This is a genomic window from Streptomyces sp. PKA51, assembly GCF_057552455.1.
In genome coordinates this window covers 384816-404228 of the sequence record NZ_BAAJPZ010000004.1, presented here as the reverse complement: position 1 = coordinate 404228, position 19413 = coordinate 384816, and the positions used below count along the sequence as shown (strand labels likewise).

The window sequence follows — 19413 nt, the reverse complement described above, 5'->3', positions numbered from 1 at the left end:
CCTGGGCGCCGTGCGGGGCGGGCCCGCGCTGACACGCCCGGCCGTTCATCCGTCTGCGCCGAGAATGAGCCCCGACGTGGGAACACCGCTTCCTGCGGTGACGAGCACGCGTCCGGCACCCGGCACCTGGTTCGCCGACGTGCCGCGCAACAGCCGTACGCCCTCGGCAATGCCGTTCATCCCGTGCAGGTACGCCTCGCCGAGCTGGCCGCCGTGTGTGTTGACCGGCAGCGCGTCCGCCGCCAGGAACGCACCGCCCTCGCCCGGGCCGCAGAACCCGAACTCCTCCAGCTGCATGAGGACATGGGGCGTGAAGTGGTCGTACAGCACGGCGGCGTCGACGTCCGCCGGCCGCAACCCGCTCGTGCGCCACAACCGCTCGGCCACCCCGCGCGACTCGGGCAGGCCGGTGATGTCCGCGCGGTAGAAGTTCGTCATCTGCTCCTGCCCGCGGGCCGCGCCCTGCGCGGCGGCGAGCACGACGGCGGGCGGATGCCGCAGCGCACGCGCCCGTTCGAGACCGGTGACGACGAGCGCCTGCCCGCCGTCGGTCTCCTGGCAGCAGTCCAGCAGCCGCAGCGGCTCCACGATCCAGCGGGACGCGGCGTGCTCGGCGAGGGTCAGGGGCCGACCGTGGAAGTACGCCGCCGGATTGCGGGCCGCGTGCCGGCGGGCGGTGACGGCGGCGTGCCCGAACACCTCCGGTTCCAGCCCGTGGACATGCAGGTAGCGGCGCGCCTGCACGGCCGCCCAGGACGCCGGCGTCAGCAGCCCGTACGGCATCCCCCAGCCCAGCGCCACGCCCTCGGTGGAGGGCGCACGCTGCGTGAGACCGGCGCCGAAACGGCGGCCGGACCGCTCGTTGAACGCCCGGTAGCAGACGACCACTTCCGCCGTGCCCGAGGCGACGGCCAGGGCCGCCTGCAGCACGGTCGCGCAGGCGGCGCCGCCGCCGTAGTGGACGCGGGAGAAGAAGGACAGCTCCCCCATGCCGGTGGCCTGGGCGACGGCGATCTCGGGGCTGGTGTCCATGGTGAACGTCACCAGGCCGTCGACGTCGGACGCCGCGAGGCCGGCGTCGGCGAGGGCGGCGCGCACGGCCTCGGCGGCCAGGGCCAGTTCGCTGCGGCCGGAGTCCTTGGTGAAGGCGGTGGCGCCGATCCCGGCGATGGCGACGCGGCGGCTCACGGGGCGCCCCCGGGGGCGGGCAGGACGACGGTGGGCAGGGCGAGGGTGGGCAGGACGAGGGTGGCGGTGCCGGTGACGTGACGGCCGAGGCTGTTGGTGCCCGTGAAGGTCACGTCGGCGGTGCGTTCGTCGGCAGTGGGTTCGTCGGCACATCCGGAGGTGATTATTCCGGTCAAGGTGAGGGTGTCACCGGGATAGTTGGGCACGCCCAGGCGCACCGCGAGGCGGCGCAGGACGGCGCCGGGGCCGAGGCGCTCGGCGAGATAGCGGCCCACCAGGCCCTGGGTGGTCAGGATGTTCATGAAGATGTCCGGCGCCCCCGCGGCGCGGGCGGCCTCGGCGTCGTGGTGCACGTCCTTGAAGTCCCGGCCGGCGAGCGCACCCGCGACGATCAGGGTGCGGGTGACGGGGACGACGAGGGGCGGCAGCTCGTCACCGGGCCTCACGGGGCACCCTCCTGCCGGCGGACGCGGAAGAACGGCAGCTGCTGGGGGTCCCCGGGCCCGTACGCCCGCGCGAACTCCAGCTCGACCGGCATGCCGATGCGCAGGTCGGCGGGCCCGGCGCCGGTGATGTCGGCGATCATCCGTACCCCTTCGGCGAGTTCCACCAGGCCAACGGCGTACGGCAGCGCGAAGGCCGGGTGCGGGGGATGGTGCACGACGACGTACGAATGCACCGTGCCGGCGCCGGACGCCTCCGTCGCCTCCCACCGGTCCGAGCCGCAGTCCGGGCACCCGGGACCCCAGGGGAAGCGCAGGCGACCGCAGGCCGTGCAGCGCTGGATGAGCAGCCGGTTTTCGGCCACGCCCTCCCAGAAGCCGGCGTTGTCGCGGTTGACGACGGGGCGGGGGCGCCGGGAGGCGTCGGGGGCGTCCGCGGTCGCTTGCGGGTGTTGTGAGGGTTGCGCGGGTGGCTGGTGTTGTGGGGGTGGCTGGCGTTGCCGGCGGGGTTGCTGGCGTTGCGGGCGGTACTTCAGGATGCGGAAGCGGTGGGTGGCGGCCGGTTCGCCGTTCGCGCGGACCTCGGTGCGGGTGGTGACGAAGTGGCCGGCGCCGAGGCTCGTGGTCTTGCGGGGCGAGATCTGTTCGATCACGGAGTCGAAGGTGATCACGTCGCCGGGGCGCAGTGGCCGCAGGTACTCCTGCTCGCAGTCGGTGGCCACGACGGCCGTGCACCCGGCGGCGTCGAGGAGGGCGAGCAGCTCGTCGTACGCGGCCGAGCGCTGCGGGCCCCCGCCGGGGGCGCCGGCGGGGCCCGGCATGATCCACGCCTGGAGCATGGCGGGCGGGGCGACGGGGGGCTCGTGGGGGCCGGTGCCGTGGGCCGGGTCGGGGTCGCCCATGACCTCGCACCAGTGTCCGATCATGGTGGTGTTCACCGGGTACCGGCCGGTGCCGGAGCCGGCAGGACACCCTTCGTAGGACCGCAGGCGCGCGAACAGGTCGTCGTCGCTCACGGCTTCTGACTGTCCGTCAGGTCTTGGGGACTGTCAAGGCATGGCGTGAGGGCTGGACGGCGGGCACAACGCCGCGCGGCGGCACCGGAGTGCCGCCGCGCGGTTCGTACCGACCCAGTCCTCTCTCACCACGTCACCCTGCTGTCACCCCCGGGGCGCGGGGGGCCGCAGGGCTCACCACATTCTGGTGAAGGTGATCCTGATGTTCTCCTGCTGGATCACGTTGTGCCCGTGCTGGCCGGGACTGAGAATGCTGGCGGTGTTCGCCTGTGCCGTGGCGCCCGCACCGGTCGCGAGCTGCTGCGTCGTGGTGCTGTTGCCGTGGTTGCTCCCCCCGACGCCGCTGCCCACGATGTCGGCGGCGGCCGCGTTCGCACCGCGGTTGGCCAGCTGGCCGTGGTCGTCGGCCGTGGCGACGCCGGCGAAGAGCAGGGCGGCCATCGGCAGGGCGGTCAGGGCGGCGAAGATGCGGGCGGCAGTGCGGGTGCTTGCCATGTCACTTCCTCCAGAAGGAACTGCTCGAACGAACTACTCGATTCGAACGAACTACTCGATCGTGCCCAGCGGTTGGCCGGCCGCTGCGGCGATTTGTCGACGTCGCGACTCCAGACTTGCCCACCGAATACACACCGAACCCACCGACTCTCCGCATTCCCTCGCAAGCATGAGATTCCCGACCTAAACACTGACCCCATGGAAACGCCTCGCACCGACGCCCTCTCGGCCCGCTCTCGTCCCATGCGCACCAAGAGGTGAACCGTTTCGGCAGCGCCGGCCCGCGGTCGGCGGAACTCCCCCGGATCGCCCACAGGTTTCGGCCCAACTGCCCCCGAAAAACGTCTTTTCGCTTCACTTCGACGGTGACGGACCGGCTCCGCGCCGCCGGAAACGGGGACCTCCAGCAATGACGGCCCGGTCCACCGCCCGCCCCTGTCGGCCGCTCACGGCCGAAGGCCCCGCGACGGCGCGACCGGGCCGCCGCTCGGCCGCGCCGTCACCTGCGACCCGGCTGCCATCGGGACCGCAGGTACCCCAACTGACACTGCAGTCCCTCGACTTAATTCACCCATCACTCGCAACACCCCTCCCTCACACCGCCGCGCGGCCGTGCCCACCGGTCCCGTACCGACCGACCGACGACCGCACAGGAAGGTGTCCGATGAACCTCATAACCCAGGCCCTGCCCGTCGCTCTCCCCACCCTCGGCTGGGCCGCCCACGCGCTCGTCCTCCTGCGCCGGCTGCGGGCCGCCCGCACCGACCGGCTCACCGGGCTGATGCGGCGCGAGGAGTTCACCCCCCGCGCCCTGCGGGCGCTGCGGCATCCGCACGCCGCCGTGCTGCTGCTCGACCTCAACGGCTTCAAGCAGATCAACGACACGCACGGCCACGAGGCCGGCGACCGGGTCATCGCCGCCGTCGGCCGGCGCCTGGCCGCCTGGAGCAAGGAGCGCGGCGGCTTCGCCGCCCGCCTGGGCGGCGACGAGTTCACCGCCCTGGTACGGCTGGCACCGGAGGCCGACCCCGACGCCGAGATGCGCTGTCTGTCCGCCCGGCTGTCGGCTCCGCTCGACGCCGGCACCGTCACCCTCGCGCCCCGCGCCTCCATCGGCCTGTCCCGCACGGCCGACCACCCCGGCGCCGGCCTCTCCGACCTGCTGCGCGGCGCGGACGAGGCCATGTACGCGGCCAAGCGCCGCGGCATCCCGTGGCAGCCGGCCCGCCCCGCCGCCACCCGCACCCGGCGCCCGAGCCGCCCGGGCCCGGCGCACCTGACGCTGCTCACGCCGGTGTGGCGGAAGGCGTCGTGACGGTCGTGACGGCGGTGTTCCGGCACGCCGACGACCCGGCCGTCCCCAACCGGCCGGGTCGTCGCTCTGTCCCTCGCTTTGTCAGTCCAGGCGGGTGTGGACGTAGAAGCCGCCGAGGCTGGAGTCACTCGGGATGAGGGAGGTGCAGTAACCGTTCAGGCCGCCGTAGTACTGGTCACCGTAGGCGAGCAGGTAGTCGCCGGTCCGCGGACCGACGATGCCGTCGCTGTCGAGGCCGACCCAGCTCTGGTACCAGCGCACCTGGGCATCCGTCCGCGGGCCCCACTTGCCGTCCTCGGCGACCTGCGCCCGGCCCACCTTGGCCGCGATGCTGTTGACCTGGTGCTGCACGCACCAGACGGCGGAGCCGGAGGTGGTGTAGCCGTATCCGACATAGTTGGCACCCTCGGCGGCGTTGGCCGTGCCGCCCAGTCCGCCGGCGACCAGGGCGGCGGCGCCGACCACGAGACCGGCCTTGGCCGCGTACTTCTTCAACACTTTCGTGTTCCCCCGTTCATGGAGTGGATCTTCGCCGGGGACGCTACGTCCTGATCTGCCCATGCCAGAAGCGGAAACGGCCTGCCGGACACCTCTGATGCACCGCCGGGCCCGTCCGGTGACAGCCGTGACCGGACCGGGACGTTCCAGGGCCCTTTCGTCAAGCCCGGCGTCCCGGCCGTCCTGCGTCCGATATCCGGTCACAAGCGTCCGCCACGCCGGACGCGCGATTGACGCCCACCCCACCGGCCCCGAGTCTGTCGCCCGCGACGGACGACCCCGTCCCTGCCGAGGAGGACCCATGCTCCGCACCGCACGCAGCAGACTGCGATTAACCCTGGCCGCCCTGGGCACCGCCGCCGCCCTGGCCGCCGGCTTCCTCACCCCCGCAACCGCCACCGCCGCCCCCGGGCCCGGCCTCCGGAGCGCCCACTACGTCGCCCTGGGCGACTCCTTCACCTCGGGCCCCTCCATCCCCACCCAGGTGAACGTGACCTGCGGCCGCTCGAACGCCAACTACCCCTCCGTCCTCAAGGAATGGCTGGGTGTCACCCGCTTCACGGACGCCAGCTGCGGCGGCGCCGTCACCCAGGACATGTGGCGGCCGCAACCGGGACGCCCCGGAACGACACCCCAGCTCGACGCGATCGACTCCTCCACCACCCTGGTCACCCTGGGCATCGGCGGCAACGACATCGGCTTCGGCGAGATCATCCTCCGCTGCTCCCACGCCTGGCCCAAGCCCGTCCCCACCGACAACCCCTGCCAGCGCTACTTCACCCGCAACGGCACGGACGAGCTGGAACAGCGCATCGAGCACACCGCGCCGAAGGTCGCCGACATCCTCAAGGCCATCCACCAGCGCGCCCCGCACGCCCGAATCGCCGTCGTCGGCTACCCCGCGGTGATCGGCGACGACATCGCCGGCTGCCGCACCTCCCTGCGCATCGCCGACGGCGACATCCCCTACCTGCGCGGCGTGATCCGCCACCTGAACGCCATGCTCCGCCGCCAGGCCGTCGCCCACGACGCCCTCTACGTCAACACCAACGCCACCACGGCCGACCACGACGCCTGCCGCCCCTTCGAGGAACGCTACATCGAGGGCCTCTACGTCCGCCCCGAACGCCCCGCCGTCCCCCTCCACCCCAACGCCGACGGCGAACGCGCGATGGCCCTGGCAGTCGTCAAAACCCTGATCTTCGGCTCCTGACCCACCCACCCCGGGCCGCTACGGCGGCGGCCCGGGACGCTCCACTTGGGTAAAGGACAGGCGTTCAATGCCATAGCCTCCTGAAGAGCGGGCGTGGACTTCACCGCGGTGCGAAAGAGGAGGCTCTGGCCGGGTGAGGCACTCGGCCGGTCCTGCGGCGGGCTGCCCATCGAGATCCACCTGGCCTGCGACGGCGGTGGCCGCCCTCTGGCGTTCCTCACCGGAGGGAACACCAACGACTGCACACAGTTCGAGCCAGCCATGGACCGGACCAGAATCGTGCGGCGAGGCCGCGCCCAGTCCTGCACCGCCCGGCGCGGGTCGTGGTGAACAAAGGCTACTCGTCCCGCAAGATTCGCAGCTGGACACGCCCTGGTGGTGGTGCGGTCATTCGGTGTGGATGCATGCATGCTTCCACGCGCCCGTGTGGGTGTGCCCGCGCGGGGCTATGTTTTCGCCAACGTCCGCGATGGGGAGGCCTGGGTGTTGGAAGAGGGGCTGATCGCATTGGCCTCGGCTGGTGGCACCGCAGTAGTGACAGCGGCGGGTACCGAGGCGTGGGCCGGACTGCGGCAAGCGGTGGCCGGCTGGTTCGGGCGAGGTGACACCCGCCGCGAGGGCGAGGAGCTGGAAGAGCTGGATCGGAGCTGTACTGCCCTTCAGGCCACCTCATCCGGCCAGGCCGAGAGGGTACGGCTTCGCGAAGCGGGGTTCTGGCAGGCCCGGATCGAGCGTCACTTGGAAGTCATGGGGACAGCCGCACAACTGCGGGCCGCCGAGGAATTGCGCGCCCTACTGGGTGACCCGAAACCGACGGTAGGCATGTCTGCGCCTGGTGGGCTGAACGTCGGCAGAGATGTTTCCATCCGTGCCAGCGGGGGCTCGATCGCAGGTGGGGTGTTCCACGGTGGTGTTCGGACGACATCGGACCCTCATCAGCCGGGACCGAAAGGGGGCTGACCGGCCCGGCGCCCGCCTCTCTAGGCCCCACAGTTGCGCCTCACCCATCGTCGGTCTTGCACACGCGTGCCGTACACGTCAGCGCCACCAAAGGAAGCCAGGCGTTCGGCTTGTACGTCGCTGCTCCTCGGCCTCCTGTGGTCTGGCCCCTGCGGATCGGTCGTCCGCCGCCAGTGGCCGGCTGTTTCCAACCGCGTGAGGAGGGCCGTCTGCTCGAGGAAGCGGGCAGGCAGAGCGGCACAGGCGGGCTGTGCCACGTGCTGGTAGGGCTCGGCGGGATCGGCAAGACCCAGGTCGCCGCCCAATACGCCGACGCCATGTGGCAGCAGGGTGGGATCGACCTGCTGATCTGGATTACCGCGGCCACCCGGGACGCAGTCGAAACCGCTTACTTGGACGCCGCCCAGGACATCCTCGGCATGCAGCGGGACGATCCGCGGGCGGTCGAACGGCTGCTCGGCTGGCTCGCCGCGACCAACAGACGGTGGCTTGTCGTCCTGGACGACCTCGCCACGCCCGAGAGCAGCACCGTCGGCCCTGCTGCCACGGAGCTGATGAACGGACTGTGGCCGCCCGAGAGCTCCCACGGTCGCACCTTGGTCACCACTCGCCTGCGTGAAGCCGCCCTCACCAACAGCCGCAGCCTTGTCGAGGTCGGAGCCTTCACTCCAGCGCAGGCCCGCGCCTATCTCATCGAAGCCCTAGGGGCCCATGCTCGTCACGACCCCGGCCCCGACCTGGATGCTTTGGCCGAGGATCTGGGCCGCCTGCCGCTGGCCCTCGCCCAGGCCGCCGCCTACCTGGTCGACACCCACATACCAGCTGCCGCCTACCGCAACCTGCTGGCCGACCGCGCCATCGCCGAACTCGCCCCCGACGCCCTGCCCGACGACCAGACCCGCACCGTGGCCGCTACCTGGCAGCTGTCCATCGAACGCGCTGATCACCACACTGCTGGTCTCGCTCGACCCCTCCTGCAGCTGGCCGCGTTCCTTGACCCCGCCGGCATCCCGAACAGGGTCCTGACAACCCGCACAGCGCGCACCCACCTCGCCGCCCACCGCGCCCGCCGTTCACCACAGTCATCGTTGCGATTCCGCCGGCCGTTGGCCCGACTGCGCCGCAAGCGAGAAGCCGCAGTCGATTCCGAGCACGTGTACCAGACCCTGCGGATCCTGCACCGGCTCGGCCTCGCAACCCACGTACCCGACACGCCGCACCAGGCCTTGCGCATCCACCAGCTGGTCCAGCGCACCACACACGACACGCTCGCTCCAGCCGACCGCGGTCAGATTGCGCGTATCGGCGCGGATGCACTGCTCGAAGCATGGCCCGAGATCGAACGCGACACGTCCCTCATGCAAGCGCTGCGTGCTAACACCACTATCCTCACTCGACGCATCGGGCGGGCCCTCTACCAGCCACACGCCCATTTCGTTCTCTCCCGGGCCGGTGAGAGTCTCGGCCGCGGCGGACAACCTCACGCCGCAGCCGAGTACTTCATGCACCTGGCGGACACATGCCGTGAATACCTGGGCCCGAGCCACCCCGACACACTGGTCGCCCGCCACAATCTCGCCCACTGGCGCGCGAAATCCGGAGACGCCGCGGGGGCGGTGGAAGCTCTGGAGGCGCTCTTGGAGGACAAGGTGCGGGTGCTGGGCCCAGACCACCGCGACACCCTGGCCACCCGCCACAGCCTCGCTCGCTGGCGGGGAAGAACCGGAGACGCCGCCGGAGCCGTGGAAGCTCTGGAGGCGCTCTTGGAGGACAAGGTGCGGGTGCTGGGCCCAGACCACCGCGACACCCTGGCCACCCGCCACAATCTCGCCCACTGGCGGGGAAGAACCGGAGACGCCGCCGGAGCCGTGGAAGCACTCAAGGAACTGCTGGTCGACGAGCTTCGGCTGCTCGGCCCCGACCACCCTGACGCTCTGGCCACTCGTCACGGCCTCGCCCATGGTCGGGGTATGACAGGAGACGCCATAGGCGCGGTGGAAGCTCTGGAGGAACTGCTGGAGGACAAGGTGCGGGTGCTGGGCCCCGACCACCCCCACACCTTGGCTGCTCGCCACGACCTCGCCCACTGGCGCGGGGTAGCGGGAGACGCCGCGGGAGCCGCGAAAGCCCTCAAGGACCTCTTGGAGGACATGCTGCGGGTATTGAGCCCTGAGAACCCTCATGCCTTGGCCGCCCGCCACGCCCTCACCTACTGGCGCGGTGAGGGACCCTCTTCTGAAAGCTGAGTGCACCAGCGCAACACTCTGCGCCCGGCGCATGGACAGTCCGCAGGCAAAAGGGGTGCACCGAAACCGGGGCACCCCTTCTGGCTGCGCTGGTGCGCATGCGGCGGAGGCTGAGGGATTTGAACCCTCGGTGACATCGCTGCCACGACGGTTTTCAAGACCGTTCCCTTAGGCCGCTCGGGCAAGCCTCCCCGCGTCGGCCGGCCTGCGGCGACGCGGGAGTAGCCTACCGGGTGCGGGTCAGTTGTCGCCGCGGCGTTCGCCCAGGACGATCTGGGTCGTGGCCGTCTTGCCGTCGCGGACGTAAGTGACGGTGACCTTGTCGCCGGGCTTGTGGGTCCAGATCTCGCTGATCAGGGTGGGGCCGCTGTCGATCTGGGTGTCGTCCAGCTTGGTGATCACGTCGCCCGGCTTGAGGCCGGCCTTGTCGGCCGGGCCGCCCGGGGTGACGGAGGGGGCGCCGCCGCCGGCGTTGGGGGCGATGCGGGCGCCGCCGCCGGAGTCCTTCATGTTCACGGTCGCCGAGATGACCGGGTAGATCGGGGTGCGCTCCTTGATGAGCTGCTCGGCGACGCCCTTGGCCTGGTTGATCGGGATGGCGAAGCCGAGGCCGATGCTGCCGGCCTGGCCCTGGCCGCCGAAGCCGCCGGTGTTGGCGGACTGGATGGCGGAGTTGATGCCGATGACGGCGCCCTGGGCGTTGAGCAGGGGGCCGCCGGAGTTGCCGGGGTTGATGGAGGCGTCGGTCTGCAGGGCGCTCATGTACGAGGCCTGGCCGCTGCCGCCGCCGTCGCTGGAGGCGACGGGGCGCTTCTTGGCGCTGACGATGCCGGTGGTGACCGTGCCGGAGAGCCCGAAGGGGGCGCCGATGGCGACGGTGGCGTCGCCGACGGCGGTCTTGTCGGAGTCGCCGAGCGGGAGGGGGTTGAGCTTGGCGCCGGAGGGGTTCTTCAGCTTGATGACGGCGACGTCGTAGCCCTGGGCGCGGCCGAGCACCTCGGCGTCGTAGGACTTGCCGTCGGAGAAGGTCACGGACAGCTTGCCGCTGTCGGCGGCCGAGGCGACGACGTGGTTGTTGGTGAGGATGTGGCCCTGCTTGTCGTAGACGAAGCCGGTGCCGGTGCCGCCCTCGCCGTTGTTGCCCTGTGCCTCGATGGTGACGACGCTGGGCAGGGCCTTGCTGGCGATGTCGGCGACGGAACCGGGCGTACGGCTCTCGGTCTTGGGGTCGCCGGAGGAGGAGACGGTGGTGGAGTTGTCGCCGCTGTGCTGCGCCGCCCAGTAGCCGATGCCGCCGCCGATGCCGCCCGCGACGAGGGCCGCGGCGAGCACGGCGGCCACGAGGCCGCCGGCGCGGCCGCGCTTGGGCGGCGGGACGGGGGCGCCCCAGGGGGCGTTCGCCTGGTAGGGGGGCGGCGCGTCGGCACCGCCGTACCAACCGCCGCCGGCGGCCGGGGCTGCGTCGAGGGGGACGCCGGTGGCGGTGTGCGTGGCGGCGGCGTCCGGCTGGCCGGCCGGGGCCGAGGTCGGGGTCGGGGCCTGGGCCGGGGCCGGGGGCGTCTGCGGTACCGGCGGGAGCTCGGTCGTACCCTCGCCGGCGGGCGGGGCGGCCGGGGGCGGGGACGTCGGAGACTCCGGCCGCGGCTGGGCCGCGGGCGGAACGGCGGCGCCCTCGTTCTCGGTGCTCACAGTCGTCTCCTCCATCGGTGATCGTCGGACGGACCGCCGGATGGTCCCACCCATCAGGTGCACGTCAGTACAGCGTGTCCGGTAACAGCCTTTCCCATCGCACGTCAGACCGCCGTAAACGGAGCCTGTGACGTCCGTGGAGGTCCTTACCTGCCGACAAATGGGACCCCATGCGCGATTGTGCCAGGCAGTGGCACCATAACGCGGTGACCCCTGCGCGCCACCCCCTCGACGTCGTCGCCCACCGCGGAGCGTCCGACGACGCGCCGGAACACACCCTCGCCGCCTACCGCAAGGCCATCGAGGACGGCGCGGACGCCTTGGAGTGCGACGTACGCCTGACGGCCGACGGGCACCTGGTGTGCGTGCACGACCGCCGGGTCAACCGCACCTCCAACGGCCGCGGCGCCGTCTCGACGCTGGAGCTGGCCGATCTCGCCACCCTGGACTTCGGCTCCTGGAAGGCGCCGGCCGGCGAGACCGAGGCGCCCGACCGCAACCCGGAGGACGGGGCCGACCACGACCGCACCTCCGTGCTCACCCTGGAACGGCTGCTGGAGCTGGTCGTCGACTCGGGCCGCCGCATCGAGCTGGCCATCGAGACCAAGCACCCCACACGCTGGGCGGGCCGGGTGGAGGAGGCGCTCCTGACCCTCCTCACCCGCTTCGGCCTGACCGAGCCGCCGCCGGACGAACCCTCCGCCGTGCGGGTGATGAGCTTCTCGGCCCGCTCCCTGCACCGGGTGCAGGCGGCCGCACCGCTGCTGCCCACCGTCTACCTGATGCAGTTCCTCTCGCCGCGCCTGCGCGACGGACGGCTCCCCCAGGGCGTGCGCATCGCCGGTCCGAGCATCCGGATCGTCCGCAACCACCCCGAGTACGTCGCCCGGCTGCACCGCGCGGGCAACGCGGTCCACGTGTGGACGGTGGACGAGCCCGAGGACGTCGAGCTGTGCGCCCGCCTGGGCGTGGAGGCCCTCATCACCAACCGGCCCCGCGCCGTACTGACCCAGCTGGGCCGACGCTAGGCATTACGGGGTGTGCACCGGCGCGTTCGGTGCGTAAGAAGGCCGCGCGAGTGCTCCCTTCGGCCGGAGGTTGGCCGGTTTCCGGTCCAGTCCATTGGGGCATTCATCCCCTGACGTGGGGCAAAGGAGGTCTCGGGGGTGGCGTTGGTGGTGGCACAGGAGGTGCCCACGTCGTCGATCATGGCCGTACCCCATGGTCCAGCCGGTGTGGGTCGGGCGAGACACCGGATGCGCAGCGAACTGCGCACCAGCGGGGTACCGGAAACGGTCATCGACGACGCGGTACTGATCCTTTCCGAGCTGCTCAGCAACGCGTACCGGCACGGGCGCCCGCTGAGCCGGGTGAACGGCTCCGAGGAGGCGGACGGCGGCGTCCTCGCCGCCTGGCGCGTCGACGCCCGCGGCCGGCTCACCGTCGAGGTGACCGACGGCGGCGGCCCGACCCGCCCCTTTCCGGCCACGCCCTCGGTGACTGCGCGGGGCGGCCGGGGCCTGAACATCATCAGCGCCCTCTCCCAGGACTGGGGCGTGCGCGACGCCCTCGGCGAGGTGACGGTGTGGGCCGCGCTCTCCGCACAGGCGGCACTGTCCTCGCACCCGGGTCGTGCTACGCGCGTCGACCCTGTGCCGCCGACCCCTTTCGCCGACCCGCTGACGGACTCCCTGAACGGCTCCCTGAACGGCTCCCTGAACGGCTCGCTGAACGGCTCGCTGAACGGCTCCGTGACCGGTCCCCTTGCCGATCCGCTCACCGATTCGCTCACCGACTCCCTCGTCGACGCCTACGCCGATCTGGACGAGCCGGCCTGACGCCGGTGCCCGACGCCCTGCGCCCGTACCCGCCCGACGCCCGTACCGCCCGGCGCGCCGCCCCTCCCGCGCGTGCCCGGCGGCCGCGGCCGCGCCTGGCGCTAGGCTCGCGCCGCAAGGCGGAAACGCCGCGGGGCACGACGACGCCCCGGGGCACGACCGCACCGCGCGCCCACGCCGGACGCACCGATCGGGAGACACGCACGCATGGCCAAGAAGCGCCGCCCCCAGACCCAGGCCGCCCAGCCTCGGACCGGCAACACCCCGGTCCCCGTCGTCGGCGCCCGTGAGCCCTGCCCCTGCGGCTCGGGCCGGCGCTACAAGGCCTGCCACGGCCGCGAGGCCTCGCACGCCGCCGTCGAGCTGGTGCAGCGACCGTTCGAGGGACTGCCGGGCGAGGCCGACTGGGTGGCCCTGCGCGAGCTGGTCCCGGCCGCGACCGTGGAACTCCGCCTGAAGGGCGGGCTGCCCGAGGGCGTGCCGTCGGTGACGCTGGCCACCGTGCTGCCGATGGCCTGGCCCGCGCTGCGCCGCGACAACGGCGCCGTGCTGCTCGGCCTGCAGAACGACACCGCCACCGGCGACCTCAGCCGCGACCTCGCCGACACCCTGCAGCGGGCGCTGACGGCCGAGCCCGGCACGCCCGTCGCCGCCGGCCGGGCCGCCGCCGACGGGCCGCGCCTGCAGGACCTGCTGGACACCGAGGCGCCGTTCGAGCCGCAGGTGCACACGGGCTTCGAGTTCTGGGTCGAGAACGCCGAGAACGCCACCGGCGAGGTCGCCGCCTCTCTCGAGCGGGCCAACGCCGCCGCGATCCCCACCGTCCGCCTGGCCGGCCTGGACGCCGCGTACTGGTGCGAGACGCCGGAGAAGAACCACCTGCGCTGGGTCATGACCGCGCCCGAGGAGCGGCTGCTCGACGCCCTGGCCCGGCTGCACGCCGCCGGCACGAGCTCGCTGGGCGAGGGCACCCGCCTGGTCGGCTCGTTCCGGGCGCACGGGCTGACCGTGCCGGTGTGGGACCTGCCGAGCACGATGGGTGCGGCGGAGACCGAGAAGCCGGCGGCGGCCCTCGCGGAGCGGCTCGCCGCCGCGCTCGCCGACGACAGCCCGCTGACCGCCGACGAGCGCCGCGCCCGCGGCGGCCTCACGAGCCGTCAGGTCACGCTCAACTGACAGCCGGTCGGGCGTCCCCGCCAGCCGATCGCCAGAGCCTGTCCGGCGGATCATGCGGCGCCCCACGGGGGCGCGGGGCGGTGTCGATCCGCGGCTGCCACCACGCGCCCGCCGACGGGGTGCCGTGCTACGCCCGGGCGTCGGGGTGGCGCGTCGGCTGCGGGCCGTCGGTGGCCGATCGCGCAGTTCCCCGCGCCCCTGACGGGGCACTGCACCAGCCCACGGCGACCCCATAGGGGTGCCGTGCTGCGCCCGGGCCCCGGGGTGGCGCGTCGGCTGCGGGCCGTCAGTGGCCGATCGCGCAGTTCCCCGCGCCCCTGACGGGGCGCCCGTACGGGCGCGGGGAACTGCGCGACAAGCCACCACGCGCCCGCAGACGGGGCGCTGCATGATCCGCCGGGCACGGCCTAGGTCTGCGGCAGCCGGCCCGGGCGTCCTGGGCGCCCTCGGCGATCCCGCCGCGCGGCCGGTGACGGGTGATCACGTAGTCCGTGACAGTCGATCAAGCGGCCGTGCCACGGCCGCCGATCATGGAATTCGGGACTCCGGGCGGCCTTCCGGGTGATCGCTCGAAGGGCCATCCGAAGGGTCATCCGAAGGGCCTCCCGGAGGCATTCGGACACCCGTCGGCCCCCCGCCCCTCACCGGCCGCTTCCTCGAAGGCGGGCGGATGGGGCGCTTTCCGGCGTCCGGAGCGGGCGGTTCCGTGGCCGGAAGGCGTGACTCCTGTCACAACTCCCGCCGCTGACCGGCAAATCGGCGTCCGGAAATCCACGATCGAATTTGCGAACCGCGGATCTCTTGTTACCGTTCTAGGAGCCCGGTCGCTGGTGCATCCCCCGTCGCCAGCGACCGGGCGTTTCCATGCCCGGCGCCGGTTCGGCGCCTTCGGCCGCAGTCCGGCCGCGGTACCGGCGCCCTGGACATCCGTTCCCCGCCCGGCCGTGCCGCCGAGGGATGCGGCCCCTGTGCCCCCCGGCCCCTCCGTCCAGCTCATCGCCCTGCCGAAGCCGCAGGTCATGCGCGGGAGCCCCGCTCGGGGGCGGCGCCGCCGGCGGCGCGTACGGCCGGTCCCACGCCCCCTGCGCGGGCCTCGCGACGGGGCGCGGACTCGCCGGAACGGCACCGACAATGCCCCCGCGCGCCCCTCCCCGCGGCCCGCCGGGCCGCCCGGTGATCAACCCGCATCGTCCTCCGGAGAGTTGCTGCCGGAGCGGAGCAGGAGCTTCCCTTCGGTCGAGGCGATCTCCGCAACCGCTGCATACGAGCCATGTCCCCGCACGGTCGCCCGGTGGGGGGTCTCGCACATGTCCGGATCATCGGTTGCGGTCAGGCGGCAGTTCACCTGCACGGTCCGGCCGTCGGGGGACATCAGGCTGAGCACGCCCGTCAGCGGGGCGCCGGTGGCGTTGCGGTAGTACGTGCGTCCCCACGTCTCCCGATCCTGCCCGAGGACGCAGGTCTGCGCCTCCACCCCCTCGGGGGAGGTGAGTTCGGGGCCGCACCGCGCCACTCCGGCGGCTCCGGCCGCCGGGCCCGCGAGGCCGGGCATCGCCGACAGGCCGAGGGCCGGGTCGTCCCAGCCGTCCGCACCGCCGGGGTGTTCCGCGCCCGCACCCCGTGCCCCGCCCATCGGCCGCAGGGCGGCAGCGCGGGCCGCCGGGCCGGTGCCGGAGCCGGGGCGGCCCTGCGGGGCCCGCCCGGCGCGCTCCTTCGCCCGTCCCGCCGGCCCGGCCGTGGCGACTGCCAGCGGCAGCACCACGGCCAGTACCACCGCGCTCGCCAGCGCGATCATCCGGAAATTCGCCGCGCGCTGCCCGGAGGGGCCGGGAAGGCTGGAGGCACGCACCATGAGGATCACCTGCAACTCGCCGCGGGGCACGCGCTCGCGCGCCACCGCGGGGAACGGAACGTAAGGAGGGGTGGGGGCCGAGCGGCCCCGCCGGCCCGGCGGCGCCCTCGCTGTCGCGGCGCCCGGATCCGGTCCGGAACCCCGAACATACGGGCAGGAAGGGGCTCTTCGCCGCGCCGCGCGCCCGTTTCCCGCGTTTCTCCGGGTGGCTTACACCCAAAAGAGTGAGCGCCGGTTCGCGGCCCGTCCCGGGTGGGTGGGGCAGCGCGTGCGTCTCCCGTCCGTACGCGCTCCTCCGCTCCCGCCCGCGCCGGGCAGCGGCCCGGCGCCCGTCAGTGGGCGAGCCGGGTGCTGTCCCCGCCGGTGCCGGCGCACTGTTCGACCAGCACGTCGACGAGCGTGGCCACGTCGGGCAGCCAGGGCCGGGCCGGTTCCGCCGGGCGGCGCCGCCCGCCGCCGCGGCCCGCACGGGCCGGGGCCGGTGCCGCCGGGCGCGGGGCGCGCTCCCAGCGGACCTGGCCCGCGCCCGTCGGCGAGGGCGGCAGCACGGTGTAGCCGCCCTCGCCGTGGAAGCGCAGCGAGCCGGGCACCCAGTCCTGGCGGTGCAGCAGCTCGCCGAGCGCCTCCAGGGAGTACGGGGCGACCAGCAGCACCCAGCGGGTGGGGGTGGCGACGACCGGGCCGACCCGTACGCCCGCCCGGTCCAGGGCGGCCAGTGCCCGGGCGCCGGCGACGGCCGGCAGGCTCACCGCGCAGGGGGCCCGGCCCCCGGTGGCCAGCACGACGGGGGCCTCCGGGCGGTTGGTCCACCACCAGCGGACCATCCGGGCGTCGGTGGTCGCGGCCAGCAGCCCGGGGTCGAAGGGGTGGGCGCCGGGGTGGGCGCACTCGGGGTCGGGGCAGCCGCACTCGCGCAGGCGGCCGGGCCGCAGCCCGACGCCGGGCACCACCGGCCACTGCCACTCCGTGGCATAGGTCAGGGCCGCGGTCAGCACCGCGGACCGGCCGGCCCGGCGCAGGGAGAGCTTGCGTCGCCTTCCGAGGATCTCGCGCATGAGCGCTCGTTCCTTTCCGTGAACGTCCGTGAACGCCGAAGGTCGGTCCGCGGCCGGGGCACGGCCGGGACCGTGGGGCACATGCACATGCACCTGAGTGAACGGCATGCACCGCAGGGACTGCAGGAATCGCAAGACTGCAAAGGCACTGCGTGAACTGCGGGGAACTGCATTGCAGGGACTGCGGGGGACTGCATGGGACTGCAACAGCTTCCTGGGACTGCTATAGCCCCCTGGAGCCCATGGGGACTACATATGGCACTACGGGCACTGCTCGGCGCGGTACTCAACGCGCCGCGACCCCTCGGCCGGCACACCACGTGGATCACGGGTCACTGCGTACAACGCAGCGCATCACACCGCGGGCCAAGCGGAAAACCTGGCGGGGGGTGGCGCGCGCATGGCGCTTCGTGCTGAGCCGGTGCGCCCCTCGCCCGCGGCGCGGGTCGCCCCGTGCCGCCCGGGGACGGGCGTGGCCGTCGACCGATAAGACGCTCGGGCCCGCCACCGGGTTGCGGGGCGGTCCCGACTGCCGCTTGCCCTTCTTTCGAGTACGTACCCACCGGGGTGGGTGCGACGCGCCGTCGGAGCGGGATCAGTCGACCGCAATGGACGGGCCCCGGCCACATTTTCCGGCCAAACTCCCTGTGTCCCCGACCGGCCGCGAAACCTCATCAGACACCACCAATCCCACTGGTCCAATGCTGGACATGCCCTTGCCCGGGCGTGTACATGTGGAGCACCCACAGCGCGCGACACGTCAGGGGGTGTGCGGTGCCGTTGCCCCGAAAGCACAGGCCAACCCGCTGGTCGAGCGGGGCCGCCGGGGTGCCCGCGAGCCCCGCGCCGGCCGGGGACCGAGCGGGCCCGCGACGGCCCGGCCGAGGCGGGCCGCCATGACCACGCCCCACCCGCCGAAAGTGGCCGGAATCAATCCACCGGCCCCTGCCCCCGCGCACACTTCCTCCCCCGCGGTGCCCGGTCCCCCCGCCGCCCCCGAGCCGGGCGCGCCGCCCGCCCAGGGGCCCCCGGCGGACGGCCCCGCCGGCCCCTCGCCCGCCCGCGCGGTCCAGGACCGCCTCGCCGGCTGGGTCTCCGACCTGACCACGCTGCAGGAGCTGACCGAACGCCTGAGCCGCACGGCCGGTGTCGAGGACGCCCTCGGCGAACTGCTGCGCGCGGGCGCCTCGCTCGTCGGCGCCGGCCGCGGCCTGGTCACCCTCCACCCCGCCGCCGCCCACGGCCACCCGGTCACCGTGGGCCTGGGCCTCGGCCACGCCGACCTCGGCCACATCGAGACCCTCCCCGCCGGCGGACCGCAGGGCTCCGGCGAACCGGAAGGCTCCGGCGGGCCGTACGCCGGCCTCCTCGACGACCTGCCGCCCCTCGGCGACCGGAGCGGCACCGCCCACCCCGACATCCCGCACGACAGCGGCCTCGACCCCCGCCACCGCGAGGTCGCGGCCCGGCTCGGCTACGCCGCCAGCTACGCCCTGCCGCTGGAGTCCGCCGCGGGCCGCAGCGGGCCCGCGGCCGCCGGCGCGGGCCGCATCGGCGGCGCCGTGTGGCTGTACGACGAACCGGCCGAGCCCGACGAGCGCCAGCGGCACCTGGCCGGCCTGTACTGCGGCTACGCCACCGAGCACCTGGCGCGGCTCATCGAGCTCGACCACGCCCGGCAGACCCTGGCCGCCCTGCGCGAGGAGCTGCTCCCGCGCCGGCTGCCGCGGGTGCCCGGGGTCCGGCTCGCCGTCCGGCACCACCCCGGGGCGGACGGCGGCGGCGCCTGGTACGACGCGCTGCCGCTGCCCGAGGGCGCGCTGGGCCTGGCCATCGGTGCGGTCACCGACTCCGGGCCCGGCGCGATCGCCGCGATGGGCCGGTTGCGGGCCTCCCTGCGCGCGTACGCCGTCATGGAGGGCGAGGACCCGGTCGCCGTGCTCTCCGACCTCGAACTGCTGCTGCGCCTGACCGAGCCGCACCGCACGGCCACGGCCCTGTTCGCGTACTGCGAGCCCGCCGAGCGCAAGGTCGTGGTCGCCGGGGCCGGGCACTGCGCCCCGCTGATCGTCGGCGACGGGCGGGTGGAGTACGTGGACACGACGCTGTCGGCACCGCTGGGCATGCTCGCCTGCTGGGAGGCGCCCAGCGTGGAGATCGAACCGGCGCCCGGAGAAACGCTCCTCTTCTACAGCGACGGGCTGCTGCGCCGCGCCGGCGGCAGCGCCGACCGGGCCTTCGCCCGGCTGCACCGGGCGGCCGCCAGTGTGCCCCGCGCGGCCCGGCACGACCCGGAGGCCGTGGCCGACCACGTCCTGCGGGCGGTCCTGCCGAAGGACGCGGCCGGCCCGGCGGGGGGCGCAGCGGCCGACGACACGGTCCTGCTGGTGGCCCACTTCGACTGAGCGGAGCCGGACGGCAGCGCTGCG

General features: G+C 73.5%; 14 protein-coding genes, 1 tRNA gene and 2 pseudogenes. 8 read left to right on the top strand and 9 right to left on the bottom strand.

Annotation, left to right across the window (positions count from 1 at the left end):
* Positions 1-45: 45 nt before the first annotated feature.
* The 4 genes from AC27L3_RS08990 to AC27L3_RS08975 form a co-directional block, all read right to left on the bottom strand.
* Positions 46-1188: a lipid-transfer protein gene (locus AC27L3_RS08990; RefSeq protein ID WP_487233453.1), complete on the bottom strand. Its 1143-nt coding sequence runs from the start codon at positions 1186-1188 to the stop codon at positions 46-48.
* Entirely contained in the window at positions 1185-1634 is a 450-nt protein-coding gene (locus AC27L3_RS08985; protein WP_487233452.1) for a hotdog family protein, read from the bottom strand. The genes AC27L3_RS08990 and AC27L3_RS08985 overlap by 4 nt, the downstream gene beginning before the upstream one ends.
* A complete protein-coding gene (locus tag AC27L3_RS08980; protein WP_487233451.1) occupies positions 1631-2647 on the bottom strand; it encodes a bifunctional MaoC family dehydratase N-terminal/OB-fold nucleic acid binding domain-containing protein in 1017 nt (338 codons plus the stop codon). The genes AC27L3_RS08985 and AC27L3_RS08980 overlap by 4 nt, the downstream gene beginning before the upstream one ends.
* A gap of 174 nt (positions 2648-2821) precedes the next feature.
* Positions 2822-3142: a hypothetical protein gene (locus AC27L3_RS08975; protein ID WP_365965094.1), complete on the bottom strand. Its 321-nt coding sequence runs from the start codon at positions 3140-3142 to the stop codon at positions 2822-2824.
* A 664-nt stretch (positions 3143-3806) separates the two neighbouring features.
* On the opposite strand from AC27L3_RS08975, the gene AC27L3_RS08970 reads away from it, so the two are divergent.
* Positions 3807-4457, top strand: a complete 651-nt coding sequence (locus tag AC27L3_RS08970) for a GGDEF domain-containing protein (RefSeq protein WP_487233450.1) — start codon at positions 3807-3809, stop codon at positions 4455-4457.
* A gap of 81 nt (positions 4458-4538) precedes the next feature.
* Here the strand turns inward: AC27L3_RS08970 and AC27L3_RS08965 are convergent, their stop codons facing one another.
* Entirely contained in the window at positions 4539-4955 is a 417-nt protein-coding gene (locus AC27L3_RS08965; protein ID WP_487233449.1) for a peptidoglycan-binding domain-containing protein, read from the bottom strand.
* Positions 4956-5256: 301 nt separating this feature from the next.
* Here AC27L3_RS08965 and AC27L3_RS08960 point away from each other — a divergent pair, with 301 nt between their 5' ends.
* From AC27L3_RS08960 to AC27L3_RS08950, 3 genes and pseudogenes are all read left to right on the top strand, one after another.
* On the top strand, positions 5257-6168 hold the full coding sequence (locus AC27L3_RS08960; RefSeq protein WP_487233448.1) for an SGNH/GDSL hydrolase family protein: 912 nt from the start codon (positions 5257-5259) through the stop codon (positions 6166-6168).
* A gap of 105 nt (positions 6169-6273) precedes the next feature.
* Positions 6274-6548 (top strand): annotated as a pseudogene (locus AC27L3_RS08955) (transposase); the annotation flags it as partial.
* An 837-nt stretch (positions 6549-7385) separates the two neighbouring features.
* Positions 7386-9374, top strand: coding sequence for a tetratricopeptide repeat protein (locus tag AC27L3_RS08950; RefSeq protein WP_487233447.1), 1989 nt, complete (start codon positions 7386-7388; stop codon positions 9372-9374).
* Between the two features lie 104 nt (positions 9375-9478).
* Here AC27L3_RS08950 and AC27L3_RS08945 read toward each other — a convergent pair.
* Both AC27L3_RS08945 and AC27L3_RS08940 read right to left on the bottom strand, forming a co-directional pair.
* Positions 9479-9565: transfer RNA gene (locus AC27L3_RS08945), tRNA-Ser, on the bottom strand.
* A gap of 49 nt (positions 9566-9614) precedes the next feature.
* The gene (locus AC27L3_RS08940; RefSeq protein ID WP_487233446.1) at positions 9615-11063 is read right to left on the bottom strand and encodes a S1C family serine protease; all 1449 of its coding nucleotides are present in this window, start codon (positions 11061-11063) and stop codon (positions 9615-9617) included.
* A gap of 206 nt (positions 11064-11269) precedes the next feature.
* Here AC27L3_RS08940 and AC27L3_RS08935 point away from each other — a divergent pair, with 206 nt between their 5' ends.
* The 3 genes and pseudogenes from AC27L3_RS08935 to AC27L3_RS08925 all read left to right on the top strand — a co-directional run bounded on the left by AC27L3_RS08935 (position 11270) and on the right by AC27L3_RS08925 (position 14077).
* Complete coding sequence (locus AC27L3_RS08935) at positions 11270-12091, top strand: glycerophosphodiester phosphodiesterase (protein WP_487233445.1); 822 nt, start codon at positions 11270-11272, stop codon at positions 12089-12091.
* Positions 12092-12103: 12 nt separating this feature from the next.
* A pseudogene (locus tag AC27L3_RS08930) lies at positions 12104-12661 on the top strand (ATP-binding protein); the annotation flags it as partial.
* A 447-nt stretch (positions 12662-13108) separates the two neighbouring features.
* On the top strand, positions 13109-14077 hold the full coding sequence (locus AC27L3_RS08925) for a DUF5926 family protein (protein ID WP_487233444.1): 969 nt from the start codon (positions 13109-13111) through the stop codon (positions 14075-14077).
* 1177 nt (positions 14078-15254) lie between these two features.
* Here the strand turns inward: AC27L3_RS08925 and AC27L3_RS08920 are convergent.
* Entirely contained in the window at positions 15255-15974 is a 720-nt protein-coding gene (locus tag AC27L3_RS08920) for a hypothetical protein (RefSeq protein WP_487233443.1), read from the bottom strand.
* 287 nt (positions 15975-16261) lie between these two features.
* Positions 16262-16984, bottom strand: a complete 723-nt coding sequence (locus AC27L3_RS08915; protein ID WP_487233442.1) for a bifunctional DNA primase/polymerase — start codon at positions 16982-16984, stop codon at positions 16262-16264.
* Positions 16985-17880: 896 nt separating this feature from the next.
* On the opposite strand from AC27L3_RS08915, the gene AC27L3_RS08910 reads away from it, so the two are divergent.
* Complete coding sequence (locus AC27L3_RS08910; RefSeq protein ID WP_487233441.1) at positions 17881-19389, top strand: PP2C family protein-serine/threonine phosphatase; 1509 nt, start codon at positions 17881-17883, stop codon at positions 19387-19389.
* Positions 19390-19413 lie beyond the last annotated feature (24 nt).

Bases quoted from the DNA above. Each gene is read 5' to 3' on its own strand.
- AC27L3_RS08975 (WP_365965094.1), bottom strand. From the start codon at position 3,142: ATGGCAAGCACCCGCACTGCCGCCCGCATCTTCGCCGCCCTGACCGCC.
- AC27L3_RS08925 (WP_487233444.1), top strand. From the start codon at position 13,109: ATGGCCAAGAAGCGCCGCCCCCAGACCCAGGCCGCCCAGCCTCGGACC.
- AC27L3_RS08910 (WP_487233441.1), top strand. From the start codon at position 17,881: ATGACCACGCCCCACCCGCCGAAAGTGGCCGGAATCAATCCACCGGCC.
- AC27L3_RS08970 (WP_487233450.1), top strand. From the start codon at position 3,807: ATGAACCTCATAACCCAGGCCCTGCCCGTCGCTCTCCCCACCCTCGGC.
- AC27L3_RS08960 (WP_487233448.1), top strand. From the start codon at position 5,257: ATGCTCCGCACCGCACGCAGCAGACTGCGATTAACCCTGGCCGCCCTG.
- AC27L3_RS08915 (WP_487233442.1), bottom strand. From the start codon at position 16,984: ATGCGCGAGATCCTCGGAAGGCGACGCAAGCTCTCCCTGCGCCGGGCC.